18 protein-coding genes and 3 pseudogenes are annotated in these 21,519 nt (G+C 68.0%); 12 read left to right on the top strand and 9 right to left on the bottom strand.

Going from position 1 to position 21,519, the window contains the following annotated elements; genetic code table 11:
- Window positions 1-75 precede the first annotated feature (75 nt).
- Genes ACFPFQ_RS20325 through ACFPFQ_RS20280 form a run of 10 tightly spaced genes read left to right on the top strand, consistent with a single transcriptional unit; the run spans window position 76 to window position 9,221 of the window.
- Entirely contained in the window at window positions 76-663 is a 588-nt protein-coding gene (locus ACFPFQ_RS20325) for a hypothetical protein (RefSeq protein WP_379621095.1), read from the top strand.
- On the top strand, window positions 660-2,027 hold the full coding sequence (locus tag ACFPFQ_RS20320; protein WP_379621093.1) for a CpaF family protein: 1,368 nt from the start codon (window positions 660-662) through the stop codon (window positions 2,025-2,027). Before ACFPFQ_RS20325 ends, ACFPFQ_RS20320 begins: the two co-directional genes overlap by 4 nt.
- On the top strand, window positions 2,027-2,935 hold the full coding sequence (locus tag ACFPFQ_RS20315; protein WP_379621091.1) for a type II secretion system F family protein: 909 nt from the start codon (window positions 2,027-2,029) through the stop codon (window positions 2,933-2,935). Before ACFPFQ_RS20320 ends, ACFPFQ_RS20315 begins: the two co-directional genes overlap by 1 nt.
- A complete protein-coding gene (locus ACFPFQ_RS20310; protein ID WP_379621089.1) occupies window positions 2,932-3,828 on the top strand; it encodes a hypothetical protein in 897 nt (298 codons plus the stop codon). The genes ACFPFQ_RS20315 and ACFPFQ_RS20310 overlap by 4 nt, the downstream gene beginning before the upstream one ends.
- 19 nt (window positions 3,829-3,847) lie before the next feature.
- Window positions 3,848-4,060: a hypothetical protein gene (locus ACFPFQ_RS20305; protein WP_379621087.1), complete on the top strand. Its 213-nt coding sequence runs from the start codon at window positions 3,848-3,850 to the stop codon at window positions 4,058-4,060.
- Between the two features lie 5 nt (window positions 4,061-4,065).
- Complete coding sequence (locus ACFPFQ_RS20300) at window positions 4,066-4,452, top strand: TadE/TadG family type IV pilus assembly protein (RefSeq protein WP_379621085.1); 387 nt, start codon at window positions 4,066-4,068, stop codon at window positions 4,450-4,452.
- A 38-nt stretch (window positions 4,453-4,490) separates the two neighbouring features.
- Window positions 4,491-4,883 carry a hypothetical protein gene (locus tag ACFPFQ_RS20295; protein ID WP_379621083.1) on the top strand — a complete coding sequence of 131 codons (393 nt, stop codon included), beginning with the start codon at window positions 4,491-4,493 and terminating at the stop codon, window positions 4,881-4,883.
- Complete coding sequence (locus ACFPFQ_RS20290; RefSeq protein WP_379621081.1) at window positions 4,880-5,302, top strand: pilus assembly protein TadG-related protein; 423 nt, start codon at window positions 4,880-4,882, stop codon at window positions 5,300-5,302. The genes ACFPFQ_RS20295 and ACFPFQ_RS20290 overlap by 4 nt, the downstream gene beginning before the upstream one ends.
- Entirely contained in the window at window positions 5,299-8,565 is a 3,267-nt protein-coding gene (locus tag ACFPFQ_RS20285) for a LysM peptidoglycan-binding domain-containing protein (RefSeq protein ID WP_379621079.1), read from the top strand. Before ACFPFQ_RS20290 ends, ACFPFQ_RS20285 begins: the two co-directional genes overlap by 4 nt.
- Window positions 8,562-9,221: a prepilin peptidase gene (locus ACFPFQ_RS20280; protein ID WP_379621077.1), complete on the top strand. Its 660-nt coding sequence runs from the start codon at window positions 8,562-8,564 to the stop codon at window positions 9,219-9,221. The genes ACFPFQ_RS20285 and ACFPFQ_RS20280 overlap by 4 nt, the downstream gene beginning before the upstream one ends.
- 853 nt (window positions 9,222-10,074) lie before the next feature.
- On the opposite strand, the gene ACFPFQ_RS20275 is transcribed toward ACFPFQ_RS20280, so the two are convergent.
- The 3 genes from ACFPFQ_RS20275 to ACFPFQ_RS20265 all read right to left on the bottom strand — a co-directional run bounded on the left by ACFPFQ_RS20275 (window position 10,075) and on the right by ACFPFQ_RS20265 (window position 12,687).
- Window positions 10,075-10,671, bottom strand: coding sequence for a hypothetical protein (locus tag ACFPFQ_RS20275; RefSeq protein ID WP_379621075.1), 597 nt, complete (start codon window positions 10,669-10,671; stop codon window positions 10,075-10,077).
- A 76-nt stretch (window positions 10,672-10,747) separates the two neighbouring features.
- Window positions 10,748-12,160, bottom strand: coding sequence for a relaxase/mobilization nuclease domain-containing protein (locus ACFPFQ_RS20270; protein WP_379621073.1), 1,413 nt, complete (start codon window positions 12,158-12,160; stop codon window positions 10,748-10,750).
- Window positions 12,157-12,687 (bottom strand): hypothetical protein, encoded by a 531-nt coding sequence (locus ACFPFQ_RS20265; RefSeq protein WP_379621071.1) that lies wholly within the window; start codon window positions 12,685-12,687, stop codon window positions 12,157-12,159. The genes ACFPFQ_RS20270 and ACFPFQ_RS20265 overlap by 4 nt, the downstream gene beginning before the upstream one ends.
- 189 nt (window positions 12,688-12,876) lie before the next feature.
- Here ACFPFQ_RS20265 and ACFPFQ_RS20260 point away from each other — a divergent pair, with 189 nt between their 5' ends.
- Together ACFPFQ_RS20260 and ACFPFQ_RS20255 are read left to right on the top strand one after the other, a co-directional pair.
- Window positions 12,877-14,184: a hypothetical protein gene (locus ACFPFQ_RS20260; protein WP_379621069.1), complete on the top strand. Its 1,308-nt coding sequence runs from the start codon at window positions 12,877-12,879 to the stop codon at window positions 14,182-14,184.
- Between the two features lie 426 nt (window positions 14,185-14,610).
- Entirely contained in the window at window positions 14,611-14,796 is a 186-nt protein-coding gene (locus ACFPFQ_RS20255) for a MerR family DNA-binding transcriptional regulator (RefSeq protein WP_379621067.1), read from the top strand.
- A gap of 261 nt (window positions 14,797-15,057) precedes the next feature.
- Here ACFPFQ_RS20255 and ACFPFQ_RS20250 read toward each other — a convergent pair whose 3' ends face one another.
- The 6 genes and pseudogenes from ACFPFQ_RS20250 to ACFPFQ_RS20225 all read right to left on the bottom strand — a co-directional run.
- The gene (locus ACFPFQ_RS20250; protein WP_379621065.1) at window positions 15,058-16,728 is read right to left on the bottom strand and encodes a GMC family oxidoreductase; all 1,671 of its coding nucleotides are present in this window, start codon (window positions 16,726-16,728) and stop codon (window positions 15,058-15,060) included.
- A gap of 292 nt (window positions 16,729-17,020) precedes the next feature.
- Window positions 17,021-17,668: a hypothetical protein gene (locus ACFPFQ_RS20245; RefSeq protein ID WP_379621063.1), complete on the bottom strand. Its 648-nt coding sequence runs from the start codon at window positions 17,666-17,668 to the stop codon at window positions 17,021-17,023.
- A 303-nt stretch (window positions 17,669-17,971) separates the two neighbouring features.
- Window positions 17,972-18,484: pseudogene (locus ACFPFQ_RS20240) on the bottom strand (response regulator transcription factor); the annotation flags it as partial.
- A gap of 154 nt (window positions 18,485-18,638) precedes the next feature.
- Window positions 18,639-18,899: pseudogene (locus ACFPFQ_RS20235) on the bottom strand (transposase); the annotation flags it as partial.
- Window positions 18,853-19,692: pseudogene (locus tag ACFPFQ_RS20230) on the bottom strand (FAD-binding protein); the annotation flags it as partial. The pseudogenes ACFPFQ_RS20235 and ACFPFQ_RS20230, both read right to left, overlap by 47 nt.
- A gap of 95 nt (window positions 19,693-19,787) precedes the next feature.
- A partial coding sequence (locus tag ACFPFQ_RS20225; protein ID WP_379621061.1) for a phosphoenolpyruvate carboxykinase (GTP) occupies window positions 19,788-21,519 on the bottom strand: 1,732 nt, incomplete at its 5' end.

The raw sequence follows: 21,519 nt of genomic DNA, 5'->3' as shown, positions 1-21,519 counted from the left end.
CTCGATGTCGACCCGTCTGGTGGCGACCTCTCGGCTGGGGTCGGGCGGGGGCAATGGCCACCAGGGGCCGGATTGATGGACGTCGTGGTCACCTCCCGGACCATGGCGGTCGAGGAGGCCCTGCGCCGACACGTGTATCGGGCGGCAGAGCATTGCCCGCTTGCGTTGGCCGGGTTCGGTGGCGTGGGGCAAGCCGCCGGGGTGCCGTGGGATCGCCTTGTCGGCCCGCTGGCGCGGCTCACAGGCGCTGACGTGCTGGCCGACTGCGGCCGTTACCTGTCGGCCGACGGCGTACGACCGTTGATCGAAGCCAGTGATGTGGTCGTGCTGGTGACGGGATCCTCGCTTCGTGCGGCGCGCTCCAGCGCCCGCCTGGTTCCGGTCCTGTGCGAGACCCTCGAGCTCGATCTCGGCGATCCCGGATTGTCGCTGCTTGTTGTCGGCCCCGGGCGCCCATATGCGAGTGCCGAGATCGCAGCGGGCTGTGGGGTGCCGTTACTGGGTGAGCTGCCTGATGACCACTCGGCGGCGGTGGTATGGAGCGACGGCGCCCAACCCGGCCGCACCTTCCACAGGTCGGCTCTGCAGCGTGGGGCCCGCAGAATCGCGGATCTCCTGGCGGGTACAGCTGCGGATCGCGCTGTCACCGGGTCGGTCCGATGAACGCCGACCGGCCTGGCGCCGATGCGGAGGTGGTCCAGCGGATCCGGACCGCCGTGCTTGAACGACTCGGCCAACGACATGATCGGGACCGGCTCAGCCACACCGATCAGAGGCTCCTGATCCGGGAATGGTTGGAAGCGGAACTCGATCTGGAATCCCGGCACCGCATCCAGGGCGGCTCCCCACAGCTGGACCGCGATCAGGAGCTGGCGGTGATCCGGGCCGTCGAGAACACCGTGTGGGGTCTGGGTCGGTTGCAGGCGTTGCTCGACGTTCCGAACGTCGAGGACATTCACATCACCGGGTCGGAAGCTCCCTTACTGCGCATGATCGACGGGTCGGTGCGGCGTGCCGACGCTCCGGTCGCGGACACCGACGCCGACCTGGTGACGCAGTTGCAGTACATCGCGGCACATCACGGCTCGACCGAGCGCCCGTTCTCCCCATCGCAACCCTTCCTGAACATGGAGCTGCCTGACGGGTCACGCCTGGCAGCGGTCAGGGATGTGACCGATCGCCCGGTGGTGACCATCCGGCGACACCGGCTCGTCGAGATCTCGCTCGCCGATCTTGTCCGGATGGGCACGGTCGGGTCGGACATGGCCCGATTCCTGACCGCGATGGTGGTGGCGCGGCGCAGCATCATCGTCACCGGCATGCCTGCGGTGGGGAAGACGACCTTGCTACGCGCGTTGGCGAAGGCCATCCCGGCGACCGAGCGGATCGCGACGATCGAGACGGAGTTCGAACTCAACCTGCACCGCCTGCCCGCCCGGTCGCCATTGCTGATCGCGTTCGAGGCGCGGGCCGGCTCTACCGAGGTCGATCCAGTGACGGGCCGCCGCGCCGGAGAGATGACCTTGGCGGATCTGCTGCACCAGACATTGCGGATGTCGGTGACCCGCGTGATCGTCGGGGAGGTCCGTGGCGCGGAGGCCCTGCCGATGCTGGAGGCGATGAGCGCCGGCTTGCCCGGCTCGATGTGCACTGTGCATGCCGGTTCCGCCGGGGACGCGTTCGAACGGATCGTGACCGCCGCACTGAAGGGCGCTGGTGCGGGCTGGTCGGACACCTTCTTGACGCGCCTGGCGGCCCAAGGCATCGACTACGTGGTCCACCTACGTCAGCTTGATCATCCCGCACTCGGCGGACGGCGGCGGTTCGTGTCCGAGATCGCCGAGGTCACCGACGTTGCCGAGAGCGGAGGGGTGGCGATGAACCGCATCTTCGCCCCGAACGACTCCGGCGATCCGCGGGCAGTGTTCCAGATGGCCCCGCAGATCCGGGCACCGTTCGAGGAAGCCGGTATCGACCTCGGCTTCCTGCACCGCCGCGACGCCGCTGTTGGACAGGGTGTTCGCTGATGGGCACCGAGATCCTGATGGCGCTCGCTTGCTCCACACTCATCGTGGGCATTCTGCTGATCGTCGTCGGGCTCCACCCACGAGGAGAACTCGGTCGGCGCCCCGCTGCCCCGGCACCGCGATGGCGTGGACGAACACGGCGCGCCTTGCAGGCGGCTCGCGCACCCGGAGCGTCCTCGCCCCAGCAGCGACGGCGGGTCGCCGTCTGGCTGGTGGTCGGGATCGCAATATGGGTCGGCACCGGGTGGCCGGTCGCCGCCGCAGGCGTGATCGCCGTCGGCATGTGGTTGCCGTGGCTGCTCGGAGCCGGGCGGGTCGCGCAGAACCGAATCGATCGTCTCGAAGCCCTGGAAACTTGGTGTCGGCGGATGGCCGACACGCTCACCGGGGGCGGTGCCATCGGTCTCGCCCAAGCCATCGCACTCACCGCACGGCATGTCGACGACGTGATCAGCCTCCCGATCCGTCAGCTCGCGCTGCGACTGCGCGACGGTGATGCGGACCTGTCGATGACGTTGCGCAGCTTCGCCGATGACCTCGACGACCGCGTCGGGGATACCGTTGCTGCCGCGCTGTTGCTGGCACTGGACCAGCAGAGCACCGGGGTCGCCCGGGTGTTGCGGCAACTGGCGGACGGGGTCGCACGTGATGTGCGTGGCCGCCGTGAGGTCGAAGCGGCGCGTGCGGAGTCGCGCCAGTCGATCAAAATGCTGTTGTTGATCCAGGGCGCGATACTGGTGATGATCGCTCTTACCCCAAGCTTCGCCGCCGCCTACCGGACGCCGCTGGGCCAGTCCGTCATGGCGGTGCTGCTGTTGAGCACAGTGGCTCTGTTGATGTGGATGCGCCACCTCGCGCTGGGCCGCCCATCGCCCCGATTTCTCGGCACCGCCGGGGCGACGCCGTGAACGGGTATCTGGTCCTCGCCATCTCCGCCGGGGCCGTCCTCGGCCTTGGTGTGGCCATCATGATTGCGGCGTTTATGCCGTCGCATCCGCGGCTGGGCGACGCGCTCGCTGCCCTTGACGAACGACTCCACCGCCCGCCGCTTTCGAAGAGCGCGCCGCGATCAACCTGGTTGGTGTCGCTGCTCGTGCCCTGGCTGAGGCAGTTGCCCGGTGCGGTCATGGATGCCGATCTCGAATTGCTCGGGATCGAGCGGGACAGGTTCCTGCTCCACCGGGCCGGGACGGCACTGGCCTATGCCGTCGCCGGACCCGTGCTCGGAGCCACCCTTGCGGTGCTGGACGCAGGGATCGGATTCACCGTGCCGGCTGTGTTCAGCATCGCGGGCGCTGTCGTCGGTTGGAACAGCGCCGGCGCTGCGGTCGGCACGCGAGCCGAACGGGGACGGATGGAGATGCGGTTCGCGCTTGTGTCCTATCTGCAGCAGGTCAGCTTGTTGCGTTTCGGCGGTGCTGGCGTCGCTACTGCGTTGACTGTCCCGGCTCGGCTGCTGTCCGACAGCTGGGCGATGCGCCGGCTGCACGACGAGCTCGACCTGGCCGAGCGAGCCGGGGAGATGCCCTGGGAGGGGATTCGGCGCTTCGGGCAGCGGATCGATCTCACGGAGCTCGCTGACGTCTCCTCGATCGCCGCTACCGCCGGGCAGGACGGCGGCGCCGTGGTCACCACCCTGCTGGCCCGAGCCGAGAGCCTGCGCGACGAGTTGCTGGCTGATGAACAAGCCGACGCCAACCGTGCCAGTGGCCAGCTCAGCACCCCCGGTGCGGTGCAGGTGTTCGTCACCGTCGCATGGGTCTTGTATCCGGTCGCCATGGCGCTGTTGACCAGCGCCTGAACCACCAACCACAAAGGAGATGGTCATGATCGAAACTATGCGGAACCGGGTCACGGTGTGGGTGTTTGCGCTCTCCGACGCGCTGCGACGGAGGTGTGAGCCGGTGGATGAGCGCGGCGGCGGACGCAACACCGACGAGAGCTTCCACATCTCCGGGGGTGCCATCGTCGCCGGCGCGATCGCGGCCGGGGTGGCCGCGTTCGTCGCCAAGAAACTCGGCGCCCTCGGCTGATTGCCATGCGTGCCGAGGAACGGGAACGTGGCGGCGCGGTCGGTGTGCAGATGGCTTTGCTGTGGCCGGTCCTGCTGCTGTTGATCCTCGCCGTCGTGCAGGTATCTCTGATCTTCTATGCCGGGCAGTTGGCACTGACCGCTGCCGAGGATGGCGTGAGAGCTGGACGGTCCTACGGGCAGCCGCAACCTGATCAGGCTGCGAGGCAGAGCGCCACCGCATTCCTGACCAAGGCCGCCGGCAACACCCTGACCACGACCGACATCGACACCAAGGTCGACAACACGACGGTGCGGGTCACAGTCAGCGGCGACGCACCCGCGTTGGTGCCAGGCATCCGGATCCGGGTGACCCGCGAGGCCGTGGGCGGGCTGGAACGGATCACACCATGATCACAGAACGGCTGGGTGAGCGTGGTGGGGCGCCGGCTGTGGAGGCCGCGATCCTGGCTCTCGTCATCGGGATGCTGATCGCGGTCGCCATGGCGGCCGGGCGTCTCGTCACGGCCGAAGCAGCTGCGGATCATGCAGCCCGCGCGGCCGCCCGGATTGCCTCACTGCAGCGTGACCCGGCCGCAGCCCGGACTGCGGCCTCGGAAGCCGCGAACGACAGCCTGATGGCCGACGGGTTGGTGTGTGACTCGGTCACCGTGCTGGTGGACACCAGTGAGTTCGGACGTCCTATCGGCGCGCCTGCCTCCGTGCGCACGACCGTGAGGTGCGCAGTCCGCTGGTCTGATCTCGGGCTCCCTGCCGGATCTGGGACCCACGCGGTGACAGGCGACTTCCTGAGCCCGATCGACCAGCTGCGGGAACAGCCATGACGGAGTCGGAACGAGGTGGTGGCGCGGTCAGCGTGCCGATGGCCATCGCGATGCTCGCGATGATTCTGATGATCGGTCTCGCCCTCGACGGTGTCCGCGCAGCTCAGGGTCTCGCTCGCGCCGATGCCGTCGCCGAAGAGGCCGCCCGTGCAGCCGGACAGGCGCTTGATCCGGCCGCGCTCTTCCGTGGCGTGGCCGTGGTCGACCCCGTCGCCGCGCAGACAGCAGCGCAGACCTACATCGCCGCGGCGGGCGCGAGCGGCGTCGCCACGATCACCGCATCGGGCCGGATTCACGTCGAGGTCGTCCTGACCCGCCCGACGCTGATCCTCGGCCTGATCGGACGCGATCAGCTGCAAAGCCACGGCTCGGCCGACGCCGTCCTCGTCCCGGTCCTACCCGTCGGAGGTGCCCCATGACCGTCCTACGCCGTGCCGTACGGGCCTGCGCCGCGGCAGTCGCGACCGTCGCGATCCTGCTGGGTGCCCCGACCGCACTGTGGCTCCTCGGCCGTCCGCTGTTGCCGTCCGCGCTGCCGAGCTGGGCCCAGGTCGTGGATGCGCTGAGTCGTCCCGACGATGGGCGCCTCCTCCTCGGCGCGCTAGTGCTGGTTGGTGCTGGCGCGTGGCTGATCCTCGCGATCTCCCTGGTCACCGAGATCATGTCGGTGATCACGCGGCGTCCCGCGCTGCAGATCGCCCTACCTGGCTTCGGGGTAGGACGCGCCGTCGCCGCGACATTGGTCTCCGCCCTCCTTAGCCTCGGCGCGAGCCCGGCCATCGCTGCACCCTTGCTGGTGACGACGTCATGGATCGCCGCGCCCGCACCTGTTGCATCCACATCCACCACCGCCACAGCTCAGCCACCTGTGGGAAAGGTTCATGTCGTGGTTGCACGGGATACGTTGTGGGGGATCGCTGAGCGCGAGCTCGGTGATCCGTTGCGATGGCGGGAGATTTATCACCTGAACGCCGGCACTCCACAGCAGGTCGGCGGGACCCTCGCTGAACCGTCGATACTCAACATCGGCTGGCGACTGCAGCTCCCCGCTGTCACCGACGTCACCGTCGAGCCCGGTGACACCCTCTCCTCCATTGCCGCGGATCGCGTCGGCTCCGTTGCGGATACTGAAGCACTGTTCGTTGAGAATCGCGGGCGTCTCCAACGCGACGGTGCCGCGTTGGAGAACCCTGACGTGATCCGTCCGGGCTGGTTGCTGACCCTGCCGCCACGCGGCGGCACCGCCTCGGGCTCACACCTGGAGGTTGTACCGCCGTCGCCGAGGATCACGATCCCACCATCGCCCGCGCGTGGGGCAGGGCCGGAGTCACCGACACGAAGTCCGATGCCGCTGCCATCGTCCTCGCAGACTGCGGCGCCCTCCCAGGCTCCGACATCGGGCCCTACAGCAGTGCCTGGTCAGACTGCGGCTGCACCGAGCCACACAGCGACCCCCGCACCCAGCCTCAGCGTATTGGCGCCACCCTCGATCGACACTCCGGCTCCCTCAGCGACACCGCAGACTTCGAGCGGGGAATCCGCTGCGCTGCCCGTCACACTTGCGGCGTCAACGCTGATCGTCGGGTCGATGGTCGGTGCCCTGGTGATCCGCCGACGTCGCCAGCTGCGGTATCGCCCGGCCTTTCACCGAATTGCGGTCCCGGACTCGACGGCAGGTCGGGTGGAGTGGCTCGCCACGAACGCTGAACCCGTCCGGATCGACATCGAGTTACTCGACACCGCGCTCCGATCGATTGGGATCGCGAACTGGCACGGCGTGGAGACTCCGCCGCTGTGGATCGCCCGTCTAGCACCTGAGCAGGCCATGTTCACACTCGCTCACCGCGCCTCGCTGCCGTCACCGTTCGTGGCGATTGGAGGCGATGACTCTGACGACTGGCTCCTGAGCAGCGACGCGGGTCTGCCTATGGATGCGAGCGAAGCTGGCGGATACGGGGCCCCGTTTCCCTTGCTGGTCTCCATTGCGACCGACCCGGCCGACGTGACCCTCATGCTCGACCTCGAACAACTGGGCATCGTTCACCTCGACGGAGACCGGGAGCCAGTCCTGGGCTTGCTGCGGCATATCGTCGCCGAGCTCGCGAACAGTCCATGGGCCGAGGACGTGGAGATCTTGCTCGCAGGATTCGGGGCGGAGATGTGCGTGCTCAACCCCGACCGAGTCCGCGTTGTCGATGACTTAGCCGCGGGGCTAGCCACGGTCAGAGCACACCTTCGGTCCATTCACGACACCCTCGACCAGCACCCGGTCCGATCGGTGATGGACGGGCGTCTGCGTGGGATCGCTGCCGATTCGTGGCTTCCGGTCCTGCTCGTTTGTGCCACCGAACCTACGGCCGAGGACCGGGTCTCCCTCAACGAGCTTGCCGGGGACCTCGGCGGCCGGGATCGGTGCGGAGTCGCGATCCTGACCGCCACGGCGACCAATCATGGCGCGACGCTTCGACTCCACGCCGACGGCACCCTCGCCGTCCCGGATGTGACGGACGGTCCCTGGCACTTCGCATCCCTCACCGCCGACACGAGCGGACGTCTGTCGGACCTGTTCAGCGCCGCCACCGCGCCGGCCATGCCGGTTGGCCTCGCCACGAACGACGATTCGTGGGCCGAGGGCATGTCTGACGACGGGGCACTCGTGCCCGACGCAACCCCGGCAGCACCGGCCGCCGCCATGGTGCCCGAACGGCGGCCGGACGAGGAGCAGCTGCCCGCCGGCCGGCATGTACCGGAGTCTGGTGCAGTTGTCGAGGTCCCACAGCCACGACCCGAACCCGCCACCCCGGATGCGCTTCGGCGCCTGGAGCACGTCGAACGAAAAGATCCCGATCTGGACCGGGACCTTCAGCGGTGGCGCACCGGCGGAACACCTGAGGTACCGCTGATCGCGATCCTGGGCGAGCCGATGGTGCGGGCACCCGGAACCGCACCGACCACGCGTCAAGCCTGGCTCGTCGAGCTCCTGGTCTATCTGGCACTGCATCCCGGCGGGGTCAACACCGACAAGGCCCTGACAGACCTATGGCCCGAGAGCAGCCCAGTCAAGGTCACCACCGTAAGGACGGCCTTTCATGGGGCGCGACGCTGGGCCGGGCGCGGCCTGGACGGTGATCCGCAGCGCACGTTCGTCAGTGACATGCAGCGTGACACCAGTTACCGGCTCCGCGGCCATATTTTGGACTGGGACCTGTTCCGTCGCCTACGGAAACGCGCCCAGGCCCGCCGCGGCGCACACCATCCCGGCTCGGTCGCCGACTACGAGACCGCATTGAGTCTGGTGCGAGGGCCGTTGTTCGCTGCGATCCGCCACCGCGGCTACGCCTGGCTCGACAACGACGACCAACGCCACGACCTGCACCTGCCCGGCTACGTCGTCGACACCGCCCACGAGCTCGTCGACATCGCCCTCGACTCCGGGGACACAGAGATGGCCCGCCGAGCTGCGGACATCGCCCGAATCGTCGACGTTGATGCCATTTTCGATCGTCCGCTCACGGATCTGATGCGTATCGCGCACGCGGAGAACAACCAGTCCGAACTCGAACGGTATGCCACGATCCTCGTCGAGGCCCGCAACGAGGACACAGGCGAGGATCTGACGCCCGAAACGTCCGCCATCCTCGACGCGCTTCTGCCTACCGGCACCCGCAGGAGGCACGCATGACCACCATCAGCACGGCCGCGTCGGTTGCAACCGGGTTCGTCGCAATGCTCAGCGGCGGACTACTCGGCCCGAACATCGTGAAACTGGCCCGGTGCAACCTGCTCACCCGTCAACCTCTGAGCTTCCGCACCGTCGCGGCGGCGGCCTGCGCGCCGGGACTGGTCGCGGTGATAGTGGTCGGGCATGACGGAGCAGACGGGATCATCCTGATCCCGCTCGTCCTCATTGGAGGTGCCGCGACGGTGGTCGATGTCCATGAGCGGCGTCTACCCGACGCCCTGACGATCCCGCTGGTCTGGCTGACGGCCGTCGTGGTCACGGTGGCCGCGATCCTCGGGCACGACGGCGCGGCGGCGCTGCGCTCGTTGCTGACGGCGGCGGGAATCACATCCGTCGCGTTAGTGGTGAAGCTTGTACAGACCGCAGCCGTCGGTTGGGGCGATATCAAGCTCCTCCCCACCGTCGGCGCAGTGCTGGGGTGGTGGGATGCCACCGCGCTGGGCGTCATCCTGTGGGCGCTCCTCATCGGCGCTGCCGCCCTGCTCCGCAACCGTCGACCGGCCGACGGATACAACGGTAGTGCCGGTGGTCCAGTGGTGCCTTATGGGCCGGCGCTGCTGGCCGGCACGCTTGTCGCGGTCGCTCTGGCCGGTTGAGGTCCAAGACCGCAGATGTAGCGCAAATCCGTTTCTGCTCGTGCCCGCGGCGTCCGCGGCGGCCCTGCAGTGTTATCAGCCGAAGCGGCTGGCGCGAAGGCCTGAGCTGCTTGTGCGACAGCCGCAGTTGCAGGGCGCGATACTTGAGCGGGCGCCGAGAGGGCTGGATCCGGGACGAATTCGTTGAGCGAGCCGGCGGACGAGGGTCCAGTGGCTATCGGCGCGTCCAGGTTCATCCCGGCAAACCGCCCGCGGATCGCCGCGTCGGTCCGCCGGCTCAATCCGCGTAGATGCCGCGCCACCACGACGGCGTCCGGGCTGGACGGGTCGAGGCTTTCCACGAACGCCGCGAGATCCACCGCGTCCGGAACCCGTGGAAACGGCGCGGTCTGCGGCGCGACCGCCCACATGCCCAGAGCAGCGGCGGGCTGAGTCAGGAAATGATGGCGCAGCGCGTCTGCGACCTGCTGCGTCGCGGCCCGCGCGCCGACCGGGCCGACCCCTGGAACGTGCCCGACCGCCGCCCAACCAGAGCCACCCGCGGCGGCCAGGTGGGTGATATCCGCCCACCGCGGCCCGGTGGTCAAGAGCTCGCGGGCCGCGTGGAGGGTCCTGGTGTCGATCGGCTGCGGCATGTCAGTGTCTGTTGTCGGTGTCCGTACGCCGGTCGCCGCATCGAGAGCTGCTCTGCCACCTGCGAGATCCCGCACCGCTGCCGCACGTGCCTCGTTGCCTCGGCGTCCGGGGGCGGCCTGACGGTGCCTGGCCAGCGCGTCGGCAATGTAAGACGCGATGTGCGCCAGCTGGTACAGATCCGAGCTCGACAATACCAACATCGGGTAGTCCGGAGCAGTCATTCCAACTGCCTCTCTCCTGTATTCGATCGACCAGGACTGGGCGCGGCCGGGGGCCACGCCCTCCCCGTCCGCATCGTCCGAGAACCGGACGTGCGGCGAGCTCGATGGCTTGCGAACACCCGCGACGCGGTCTCCACCGCGCTGCGCTGTGCCGGGAGCGTGATCTGCGCAAACGCTGTGTTCGCGACGATGAGGCTTTCGCGGAACACAGCCGAGACCGCACCGAATGCCTCCCGATCCCGCAGATGCAGGATCAGCCGGCCGATCCTCACCACTGCCCGGTCGCCATCTGAATGCTGCACGATACGACCAGACACCGCGGACGCTTGGACAGCACAGATCACCACCTCCGGCACGGATCCGCCGATGGTCGGGCGGGATTCGACCGGGAGGCGGGCCAGAGCCCCGCGGGTCAGCTGATCGAAGACGTCCACGATCCGCAGCGCGGTCGAGACGTCCCAAATCTTGATCGAGACACCACCCAGGCTGACATCGACAGCGGCGTCCTGTTCGCCGGGATGATGAGCCATCACTGACGTGTCCGGGCGCCCGGTGAGCGTGCCGACGGCGTCTTCGCCCTGTCCCTCGCGCATTTTGCTCGCCTCCGCCCAGAGCGCCGCGCGGCATTCCGGTCAGCCGCACCACCGACAAGGCTTGTCGGGGAGATCCTCAGAAGCGTGGCTGCTCATCGACGGCAAGGTGCTCGGGAGATCGATTCCGCGACCGTGCTGCCCCAGCGACGCCCATGGTCGACACCGAGCTCGTCCAGCGATCGATCATCTCGGCGGATTGCTGAGCGGCAGTGGCCTGATGGCTACGCCCGCTGTCACGTTGCCAGCCGGCGATCTCCCGGACCAACGCCACGACCGCGACCAGCAACGCGATCGCGGCAGTGAGGTCTCCGTCGACGACGGAGCGACGCTGCCGGATCAGCTGCCTCGCCGCTCGCCGCAATCCGAGGCTCACCGAGCTCGGGCGGCCGACAACCCGCCCGGGTGGGCGGGATGCACGATCGTAGAGATCTGCCGCGACACCGAGCTCGTCACCTGCCCAGCGACGACCGCGAATCGCGGTCAGCAGGTCTCCGGTGGCGTGCACGATCTCCTCTGGGTCATCGATCCCATCTCCGCGCCGAGCATCGGTGATGGAGAGATGCGCCCGGCGTGCCTGCCGGCGGGCGACCCGCACCGGTTCACCCATCTCCGTCCCATCGGGGATATCGGCCCAGCGGGCGAGCAGCTGCGGCATCGACAGGTCCGGGGCGAGCTTGCTGCCGCTGTAGTACACCGGTTGCCCGTTGGCCGTCACGTCCCCAGGGCGAGCGACCTTGAATCCGAGGGGGTCGCCCGATGGTGCGCGCCGCAGCTGCGCCGAGTACCCGGCCTCCCGCAATGCGTCGATGAACGACTCCGGATCGGTGCTCGCGACCGCGGCCGCTCGAACCGCACGGGCGAGTTCGACACGTGCCGGCTCCCGACCCTGGCGGGTGGCCTTCTCGATCTCACCGCGGCCCGGAGCAGGTGCCGCGGTCCCGTCCGCGTTCGCCGTGATCGTCACCCCCAATCGGTGCTCGATCCGCACGGCGGTCTCGCGCAGGCGCGGGTAGTCCCGATAGGGCCAGAACCGGCGGCCGGTGTCCTGGCGCACCAGCACGACAGCGATGTGGATGTGGTCATCGGCGTGGCGGATCGCGACCCATCGCGGCCCACCCGGATCCTGCTCCGACGCCACCCCGGCGCCCTCGAGGAGTTCTCGCGCGATGCCCGCCCATTCCTCGTCGCCCAGTACCCGATCTGAGGTGGCCAGACGCGCGGAGCAGTGCCAGACATAGCCGACCTTGCCGAGCTCGTCAGGATGTTCGGTAAGCCCGGCGGCGACCGCAGGGGCGCGAAGGGCACGGATGAGGGGGCCGAGTTCCATGTCGTACTCGCCTGGACCGGTCGACGCCGGCTGCCACTCGGCATCGCGGCCGTCCCAACTTGCGATGACTCGAGGGCGGTGGTGTTCTTGCGCGCGTCCAGGCCCCAGCAGGTAGGCGATCAGTCCGCCTGGCCGCCATCCGTGAACGACTCTCGTGATCACCGACCGGGGTCGTCGACAACGCCGTCGACCAGCTCGTCGAGGCGTTGCACCGCGGCCGAAAGCAGCTTCAGCACTTCCGCACCCTTGACCTCACGCTGCACCCGCTCGGCCAGTGCGACGTCCTGGCGAACACGCATCAGTTGACGCACCACGTCCTGCCGGTTCGATGCCAGGCTCCAGCCCGTCCGACAGCTCGACCGGGCGGCGAGGTCACCGAGCCATGCCGCGACCGCCAGCCCCGACGACGTGGCGGCCTGCCGGATCGCGTCGAACTCCGAGGCGGAGAAGCGCACCACCACCCGACAATTCCGGGTGCCTTTGAGCTTGGACCGGCGCCGCGCCGGCACATCAACCCCGAGGATCTGCACGCAGACACTGTGCTCGGCAAGTTCGACGAGAACGTTGCTTACGGTGGCGGTCCGCTGGCTGGAGATCGACCTGGTGGTCCCGACTGCGGCATGGGTCAGGCCACCGGGTCCCCAGGGCACATCGATCGTCGCGTGCAGCGGCTCGGAGTTGAGTCTCACGACGAGAACGACAGTTGCGATAGCGACGCCTGACAGCCAAGGATCGAACTCACCACGGCAGTGGTCAGGCCCCATGGTCGACTCGACCTTGTTCAGCCTCCGATTGGATCACTATCGGCCGTTCACCGCAGGTCAGTCGTTGCGCGGAGCTGTGGTGAGGAACGCCCCCGTTCCGCACCGCTCCGGACCATGGCTGCCACGCAGCATATCTCGCTGTGCTTCCATTTCGAGGCACGAGTTTCGTCGAACGGCCACGGCGTAGTGCTTCCTGTCGGACACTGTCATCTGAGAGGAAACCGACTGACTGCCGGAGTGGATGGAATGGGCAGGTCGAAGAAGTGGACGGCTGTGGGAGCTGCCCGCAGCGCCCGCGAGGCGCGGATTGAGACGGCGGCATTCCTGACGAACGCGCCGATCGCCCGGACATGGTTCGCGGGCAGGATGATGCAAGTACACGATCTGGTTGTGGCGCAGACGAGAGGGGATGAGGATCGCGCGAAGATCCTCTTCCTCGGCGGGTTGGGGCTTGCCCCGCCCTACTCATCGGACTGGAACGAAGTGGCCGACATGGTCATCGATGGCGAGGCGGAACTTCTGGCCAAGGCGCAGCTCTACGTACTGTCGCCGGCGATGTGCGACGTCGTGCTCGCCGCCTCCGAGGCCCTGACCACCGAGGATCTGGCACTGATCTCCGAGGACGATCTGCCCAGCCCGGCAGGCGTTGTGGTGCTACCGCACCCCGTCCTTGTTCGGTCGATCGATGGATACCTTCGCGATGACCGTGCTTACACCTGGTCAACCCCGGCCCGAGTCGTGCGCGAGACGACGGACGGCAGCCTGGAGGAGCTGTCCGCCGTGCAGATATCGAACTACGACTCCGCCCGCGGTCCGCTGCAGCCTGCCTCGATCATCCGCATAGCGGCCGAGGCTGCTGCGCAGGGGACACCGCTGCCTCCGTGGACACTCGACGGCATTCGATCTGAGCCCTTCCGGTACGTCCTCACGGCGGCCGAGCGACAGGTTGCCGACGACCACAACAAGCAGATGCGGCAGTACGCAGCCAATGCTCGAGCGGGGCAGGCAAAAGGCGGAGTTGATGAGCGTGGCGTGATCGGCGAGTACGCGCCCGGACAGCAGGTAGCGGATCACGACGGGCGATTTGCGCAGAGGTTCCTGTACGCGTTCTGGCGATTGTGCGAGCAGCGGATCGCCGAGGTCGAGCCCGCGGACGTCACCCACAGTGCGGCTACCCGAGCTCGCACCGCCGGGGTGTCAGCCGACGTGCGCGTAGTCAGCTTGCGGTCTGCGGCATCTGTGGGTGGTCGTGCTGCGGCGGGACGCGACTGGCAGCATCGATGGGTGGTGCGGATGCACGAGGTCCGGCAGTGGTATCCCACCCAAGAGCGACACCGCGTGCTCTACCGAGGCCCCTACGTCAAGGGCCCAGCTGACAAGCCCATCCTCGGTGGCGAGGTCGTCCGGGCTGTCGTCCGCTAACGGTTCAGCTCGGTAGCGACGTTCTGAATCCCGCTCATCGTTCGAGACGCCGGTGATGGTCCTGCTGAGGCTCTCGTGTCCAAGGCCCTCTTAGTAGAGCCCCACCTGCGCAGGCATGACCTTGTGCGGCTTGTGCCAGCGCGGTGAGGGAGCAGGGAAACCGGACGCGTGGAGTGCCTCGGCCCGGCGTGGTGCACGAACTGCACCAGCCGGTCCCGTCGTCTGCGTGCTGAGCGAGGAGTCGCCTCGTCACGTCCGGCATGGTCGACAGCTCGTGAACGAGTCGTGTCCAGGCGGAAGGCGCGGTGTCAGCCACAATCAACGAGTCTAACGCATCAATCGTTCATAATCGGACACAACGTCGTGAACGTTGATTACGTTCACAGACGGTAACATTGCCTACAGTGAGCTACTACGTTTGACGACGTGCCACTACTCACCACGGGCGAACTGGCGAAGGAGCTGGGGGTGTCCCGTGGCGCCGTGGTCAAGTGGACGAACGCAGGGATGATCAAGCCGGAGGTCACGACTCCTGGTGGTCATCACCGCTGGGACGCTGAGCGGGTGCGCGAGCAGCTCCGCGAGATACAGGACGCCAAGCGGGACGAGTAGTCACCGCCCTAGCCCACTCCCGCGTGGCGTATCAGCCTCGGTGCGGCCACGTCGATCGTTGAGGCTGTCGCCGACAACGTGTGCCGACGCTAGCCTTCCTGCTGCTGTCGCGGCGAGCTCGCTGCCGCTCAGGGTGTGTCGATCTGGACGCGGTCGGCGTCAGGCGCCCGTGTCCGACAGATCGGCGGGCGTCCTTCGCAGTACTCACCGGGGCCGGCCACGACAAGCTCGAGCAGGCAGCGGCCGTGCACGTCCACGACCTCAACTAGATCTTCGCGGGACATGGCGCCGAGGAGCGCCGGACACTGGACCGGCTCCTCGACGGCCTGCGCGGATAGCGGTGGCCGCCGTCGACGGCGGCCACCGAACGAGGCGGCCGCTGGCCGGCCAGACGCCCAGAATCTCGGCCATGCGCACTCCGATCAGCACGCACGTTGCCATCGTCGCTACGCTCGGGATGCGCGGCATGATCGAGGCGTCGGCCACGCGCAGGTTCCGGACGCCGTTGACCCGGAGCTGCGGATCCACCACCGCGGTGGAGTCTCGGCCCATACGGCACGTCCCGACCTCGTGGAAGTAGGTGGTGGCGCCGTTGCGGATGAAGTCGGTCAGGTCGGACCCCGCGAGGTTCTTGCCCGGCGCCACCTCACGCTTGGCGAACGTACGCATGCCGACGGAGTTGCCGAGGTCGCGACACAGCTCGATGCCCTTCGCCAGGGCGGTGACGTCATCGGGGTGGGTCAGGAACCTGGCGTCGAGGATCGGCCGGTCCCGGGGATCGGCCGAGTGAAGTTGCAGCCGTCCGCGGCTCTTCGGTGCGACCAGACCGGCACAGAGTGCCCAGCTGCTCGCCGGCGGGTTGTACTGCTTGGCCAGTACTTCGCTGGCGTAGGGGATCTCGATCTGGACGATGTTGAGGTCAGGAGATGCCAGCGCGCTGTTGGACTTCCAGAAGCCCGCAGCGTTGGCGGCACTGTTGCTCGGCGTCTGGGCCTCCTCGGGCTCCCACAGACAACCGCCGTGCAGGATGTGGTCCTGGAAGTTCGCGCCGACCTCGGGTGAGTTCGCGACCACGTCGATGCCCAGGGCTCGCAGGTCCGCGGCGTCACCCACACCGCTCAGCATGAGGATCTTGGCGGTGTTGATGCCGCCCGCGCTGAGGATGACCTCGCTGGTGGCCCCGATGACACGACTCCGACCGTCGATGCTCACCTCGACACCCGTGGCACGCTCGCCCTGCAGGACGACCCGGTCGACGTCCGCACCGGTCAGCACGGTGATGTTGTCCTGGGCCAGCACCGGGTAGAGGAAAGCCTTGGCCATGTTGTGCCGGCGACCGTCATGAATGATCTGGTTCATCAGGGCGAAGCCACCCGCACTCTCCTCCCGCGCTCCGTTCTGGTCCGGCAGGACCGGGTGGCCGAGGCTGCCGGCCGTCTCCAGAAGGGCGGGCGCGAGCGGGGAGAGATCGGCGGCCGGCTGACACCACACGGGGCCACCCTTGCCCCGGTAGTGTGCGTCGGGAGCGCCCTGCCAGTCCTCGATCCGACGGTAGATCTCCAGGCCGTGTTCGTAGCCCCAGGCCGCATCGCCCGTGACGTCCGCCCAGTGATCCAGGTCGGCCCTGAACGGGCGCGCCCAGATGGTCGCGTTGATGCTGGTGCCGCCACCGATGACCCGCCCCATGTGCTCGGGGATGGCGCGTCCGTTGACCCCCGAGCCCGGGATCGCGATGTCACCCCAGCCTCGGTCGCTGCCGAGATTGGTGAACCACTGCCCCGGATCAAGCTGGCCGACCCGTCCGCCGAGGTCGCCGTGTTCGAGCGCAACAAGTCCAACGACACGTTCGGCTTCGGCGTCGTGTTCTCCGCCCGCACGCTGGCCGGTATCCACGAGGCAGATCCGGTACTGCGCCAGGCGCTGACCGACCACGGCCGGGACTGGGACGACATCGAGATCCGGCTCAAGGGTGAACGGATCCGCTGCGGCGGCAACGCATGGCTGCGCTGGTCCGCAAGACGCTGCTCGCACTGACGCAGGCCCGCGCCCGTGACGTCGGGGCCGAGCCGCGCTTCTCCGCCGAGATCACTCTCGACGACCTCGCCGGCTACGACCTCGTCGTGGCCGCGGACGGAGCAGCTCGACGATCCGCGAGCAATTGGACACCGACCTCGGGGGTGGAGCTCGACACCGCGACAGCCAAGTTCATCTGGTTCGGCACGGTCTACCTGTTCGACGTGCTGACTTTCGTCCACGAGCGCAGCCCCGACGGGTGTTCGCGGTGCACGGCTATCCGATCTCCGACGACGTCTCGATGGTCGTCGTGGAGACAGTCGAGGCTTCCCGGGGCCGCGCCGGGCTCGACGAGTTCGACATCACCCAGCCGCCCGGGGCCAGCGACATGGTCACCAAAGGCAACCTGGAGAGACTCTTCGCCGGCCAGATCGACGGGAAGCGGCGGCTGCTCACGAACAACTCCCGGTGGCGCGACTTCCGCACCCGCCGGGCGCAGCGATGGCACACGCTCGACCCCCGCCCGGTCGCGCTCCTCGGCGACGCGGTGCACGTCGCAACACTTCTCCGTCGGTTCCGGCACGAAGATGTCGATGGAGGACGCGGTAGCGCTGTCCGCAGCGCTTCGGCGCACCCGGACGACGTCGCCGCCGCCCTGGCCGCCGATGAGGACGCCGCGCAGCCGTCCCCTCGGCGATCCGCAGCTCGGTCCGTGGGGTGCCGTCATCACGGCCTCGGACTCCGAGGCCGGTCTGCCGCAGGCGGTGTCGCGGCTCTCCTCGTGGGGCGCGTCGCCCGTGCTCGTCGCGGTACATTGGGGTACCGCCCTGAAGGTATGGCCGACCACGCTGGACTGCACCCGTAGGACTGAGGGTCTGGTTCGGCCCATGCTCGCCACCGCTGGTCCGGTGCGGACGTCTGCGGGGTGGGCGTTCGAGATGAAGTTCGACGCGGGGGTCTTCCGCGAGTGGTGACAGGTATGGGCGGCCTGGTCCGGAATGTTGTGATCGGAGTTCTGCCAACGGGGACGTTGACTTCGCGGGCAGGTTCACGATCTATACCGATCGACTGTCCTCTCCCGGCCGGCAAGGGTTTACCCGCCTGCGGTGTCCACGAGGCCGCGGTCGCGCAGCTCTTCGGGTTGAGCCGGCAGGACCCTCGGTCAGTCGGTCCGGGTCTCGATCCGGTAGCCGTGGCCCCGGAGCGTGACGATCTGTGGCACATCTCCGTGCTCGGCGTGCGCCGTGAGGTGTTTGCGCAGCGCTGCGACGTGGACGTCGAGGGTTTTGGTGGAGCCGAACCAGTGCTCGTCCCAGACGTCGGTCATGAGGGTGGTGCGGCTGATGGCGACGCCGGGTTCGGCGGTGAGGCGGGCGAGTAGGTCGAATTCCTTGGCGCGCAACGGAATCTCGTGGTCGTGGACGGTGGCGCGGCGCCCGGCGGTGTCGACGACGAGGTCGCCGATGGTGGCGATCGTGTCGGGTGCGGGGGAGGGGACGGCGCGGCGGAGGTGGGCGCGGATCCGGGCGTGCAGTTCGGTGAGACGGACGGGTTTGGTGAGGTAGTCGTCGGCGCCGGCCTCGAGCCCGACGACCACGTCCATCTCGTCGGTACGGGCGGTGAGGATGACGATGACGGTGGCGGGCTGGGCTGCGCGCATGCGGCGGCAGACCTCGAACCTAGCCCCGGTCATTCATGAGGTGACCGGATGGATCTTGTAGCCGCGGTCGATGCTCGGGACGGTGCGGTTCTCGATGTGGACATGACAGTGCTGCCGGCGTGCTGGTTCTGCCGGTAGCTCCTGCCGCTCGTCGTGTCGGTATGGAAGATCAACCGGCCGGGACGGGTAGTGCCGCGAGCCGGGCGAACGCGGCGGCGAGGTCGCGGGCCCAGGGCCAGGTGCGTTGGATCCGCAGCCAGACCCGGCGCTGTCCGCGGGTGAGGCGGGCGGTGACGTGTAGCAGCCGGTAGCGCAGCGTCTTCGGTTCGGCCTTGGCCAGCTCGCCGTGCAGAAGCAGGTGCTGGGTCGCGGCGATCAGATCCACCGCGAGCATGACGACGGTCAGCACCGTCGCCGCGGACCGACTCGGTGACCAGCAGGCCCTTCACCGACAACGGCCAGACCATGCAGGTGGGGTGGAACTGCAGGAACTCCATGTTGATCAACGTGGCGCCGGCGCGCAGCGCTAAAGCGAGACCGTCGCCTGTGTATTCCCAGGAGTTGCTGGTGACTTTGAAGGATTTGCCGATCCCACCGGTGGCCAGTACAACCGCTGCGGCGGTGAACGCGACGAACCTGCCGGTGCTGCGGTAGTATCCGATCGCGCCTGCGATCCGCCCGTCGGTCTTGATCAGTTCGGTGATGGTGGTCTCGTGGAAGACCCTAATATTGGCCTCGTGGTCACCGGTCGCGCGGAAGTCCTCCTGTTGCAGGGAGATGATCTTCTGCTGCAGGGTGCGGATCAGCTCCAGCCCGGTGCGGTCGCCAACGTGGGCCAGTCGCGGGTAGGTGTGTCCGCCGAAGTTGCGCTGGCTGATCGTGCCGTCGGGGGTGCGGTCGAAGAGCGCCCCGTAGGTTTCCAGCTCCCAGACGCGGTCTGGTGCCTCTTGAGCGTGCAGCTCGGCCATGCGCCAGTTGTTGAGGAATTTCCCGCCGCGCATCGTGTCGCGGTAGTGCACCTGCCAGGTGTCGTTGCTGTTGACGTTGCCCATGGCGGCGGCGATGCCGCCCTCGGCCATCACTGTGTGGGCCTTGCCGAACAGCGATTTGGAGATGATGGCGGTCCGTTTGCCGTGGGCGCGGGCCTCGAGCGCGGCACGTAACCTGGCGCCGCCGGCGCCGATGACCACGACGTCGTAGGTGTGCCGCTCGATCTCGGTCATCGCCGCTTCTCTCTCGACGCATGGGGGTGGGGGCCGGTCCGGTCGAGTTGCCGGGGGGAGTCCTCGGCCGGATCCCGCCGCTGATGGGCGACTGGTCAGCCGAGCCGGTAGCGCAGGTGATCGAGCTCGTCGCGCAGCACGCCGGGCAGCTTGTCGCCGAGGGTGGCGAACCATTGCTCGATCAGGGGTAGCTCCGCTCGCCACTGCTGGCTGTCGACGGCCAGGGCGGCGTGCAGGGCCGCCGCGGGCACGTTGAGACCCTCGAGGTCGAGTGCCTCGGCGGTGGGGATGAAGCCGATCGGTGTCTCGAGCGCGTCACCGGTACCTTCGATGCGGGCGATCGCCCAGGCCAGCACTCGGGAGTTCTCGCCGAATCCTGGCCATAGGAACCGGCCATCCTCGCCGCGGCGGAACCAGTTGACGTAGAAGATCTTCGGCAGGGCTGCGGCGTCGGCGTTCTTGCCGATGTCGATCCAGTGCTGCAGGTAGTCCCCGACGTGGTAGCCGATGAAGGGCAGCATCGCCATCGGGTCCCGGCGTACGACACCGACCTGCCCGGTAGCGGCGGCGGTGGTCTCCGAGGACAGCGTGGCGCCCAGGAACGTGCCATGTTGCCAGTCACGGGCCTCGGTGATCAGCGGCACGGTCGTGGCACGGCGGCCCCCGAAGAAGATCGCCGAGATCGGCACGCCCTGCGGGTCGTCCCATTCCGGGGCGAGGATCGGGCATTGGGCGACCGGGGTGCAGTAGCGGGAGTTGGGGTGCGCCGCGGGCTCGTCGCTGGCCGGGGACCAGTCTTGGCCTTTCCAGCTCAGCAGGTGCTGCGGTGGGGTGGCGGTGGCGCCTTCCCACCACACGTCGTGCTCGTCGGTGAGCGCGACATTGGTGAAGATCGAGTTGCCTCGATCCAGGGTGGTCATGGCGTGCGGGTTGGTGTGCTCACCAGTGCCCGGGGCGACACCGAAGAAGCCGTATTCGGGGTTGACCGCGTAGAGGCGCCCGTCGGGGCCAAACCGCATCCAGGCGATGTCGTCGCCGAGCGTTTCGACTTTCCAGCCGGGGATGGTGGGGCGCAGCATCGCCAGGTTGGTCTTGCCGCACGCCGACGGGAACGCGGCGGCGATGAAGTGGACCTTCTGTGCGGGGGAGGTGAGTTTGAGGATGAGCATGTGCTCGGCGAGCCAGCCCTCGTCGCGCGCCATCACCGAAGCGATCCGCAGCGAGTAGCACTTCTTACCCAGCAACGCGTTGCCGCCGTAGCCGGATCCGTAGCTCCAGATCTCGCGGGTCTCGGGGAAGTGGGTGATGTACTTGGCGGTGTTGCACGGCCATGCCACGTCGAGCTCGCCGGGTTGCAGCGGGGCACCGACGGAATGCAGTCCCGGCACGAACTCGGCCTCAACAGCGTCACCGCCGCCGAACAGGTCCAATGCCGCCGTGCCCATCCGAGTCATGATGTGCATCGAGACCACGACGTAGGCGGAGTCGGTGATCTGCACCCCGAGCTTGGGGTCCTCGGCGGTGAGCGGGCCCATGCAGAACGGCAGCACGTACAGGGTGCGACCGCGCATGCATCCGCGGTAGAGCCCGGTCAGCCGCTGTTTCATCGCGGCCGGGTCCATCCAGTTGTTCGTCGGCCCGGCGTCGGCCTCATCGGTTGAGCAGATGTAGGTGCTGTCCTCGACCCTGGCCACGTCGGCCGGGTCGGAGGCGCACCAGAACGAGTTGGGTTTACGGTCCTGCGCCAGGCGCACGAAGGTTGAGTGTGCCAGCCTGAGTTGGCCCCACTTGGAGCCCGAGTGATGGCTTGAGGTGGCCCCACCCTCG

The organism is Pseudonocardia sp. GCM10023141 (genome assembly GCF_042653605.1).
This window is presented reverse-complemented; position numbering and strand designations above follow the sequence as displayed.

Excerpts from the sequence above, each read along its gene's own strand:
- ACFPFQ_RS20325 (WP_379621095.1), top strand. The coding sequence starts at position 76 with ATGGACGTCGTGGTCACCTCCCGGACCATGGCGGTCGAGGAGGCCCTG.
- ACFPFQ_RS20320 (WP_379621093.1), top strand. The coding sequence starts at position 660 with ATGAACGCCGACCGGCCTGGCGCCGATGCGGAGGTGGTCCAGCGGATC.
- ACFPFQ_RS20315 (WP_379621091.1), top strand. The coding sequence starts at position 2,027 with ATGGGCACCGAGATCCTGATGGCGCTCGCTTGCTCCACACTCATCGTG.
- ACFPFQ_RS20305 (WP_379621087.1), top strand. The coding sequence starts at position 3,848 with ATGGTCATGATCGAAACTATGCGGAACCGGGTCACGGTGTGGGTGTTT.
- ACFPFQ_RS20300 (WP_379621085.1), top strand. The coding sequence starts at position 4,066 with ATGCGTGCCGAGGAACGGGAACGTGGCGGCGCGGTCGGTGTGCAGATG.
- ACFPFQ_RS20290 (WP_379621081.1), top strand. The coding sequence starts at position 4,880 with ATGACGGAGTCGGAACGAGGTGGTGGCGCGGTCAGCGTGCCGATGGCC.
- ACFPFQ_RS20285 (WP_379621079.1), top strand. The coding sequence starts at position 5,299 with ATGACCGTCCTACGCCGTGCCGTACGGGCCTGCGCCGCGGCAGTCGCG.
- ACFPFQ_RS20280 (WP_379621077.1), top strand. The coding sequence starts at position 8,562 with ATGACCACCATCAGCACGGCCGCGTCGGTTGCAACCGGGTTCGTCGCA.
- ACFPFQ_RS20275 (WP_379621075.1), bottom strand. The coding sequence starts at position 10,671 with ATGCGCGAGGGACAGGGCGAAGACGCCGTCGGCACGCTCACCGGGCGC.
- ACFPFQ_RS20260 (WP_379621069.1), top strand. The coding sequence starts at position 12,877 with ATGGCTGCCACGCAGCATATCTCGCTGTGCTTCCATTTCGAGGCACGA.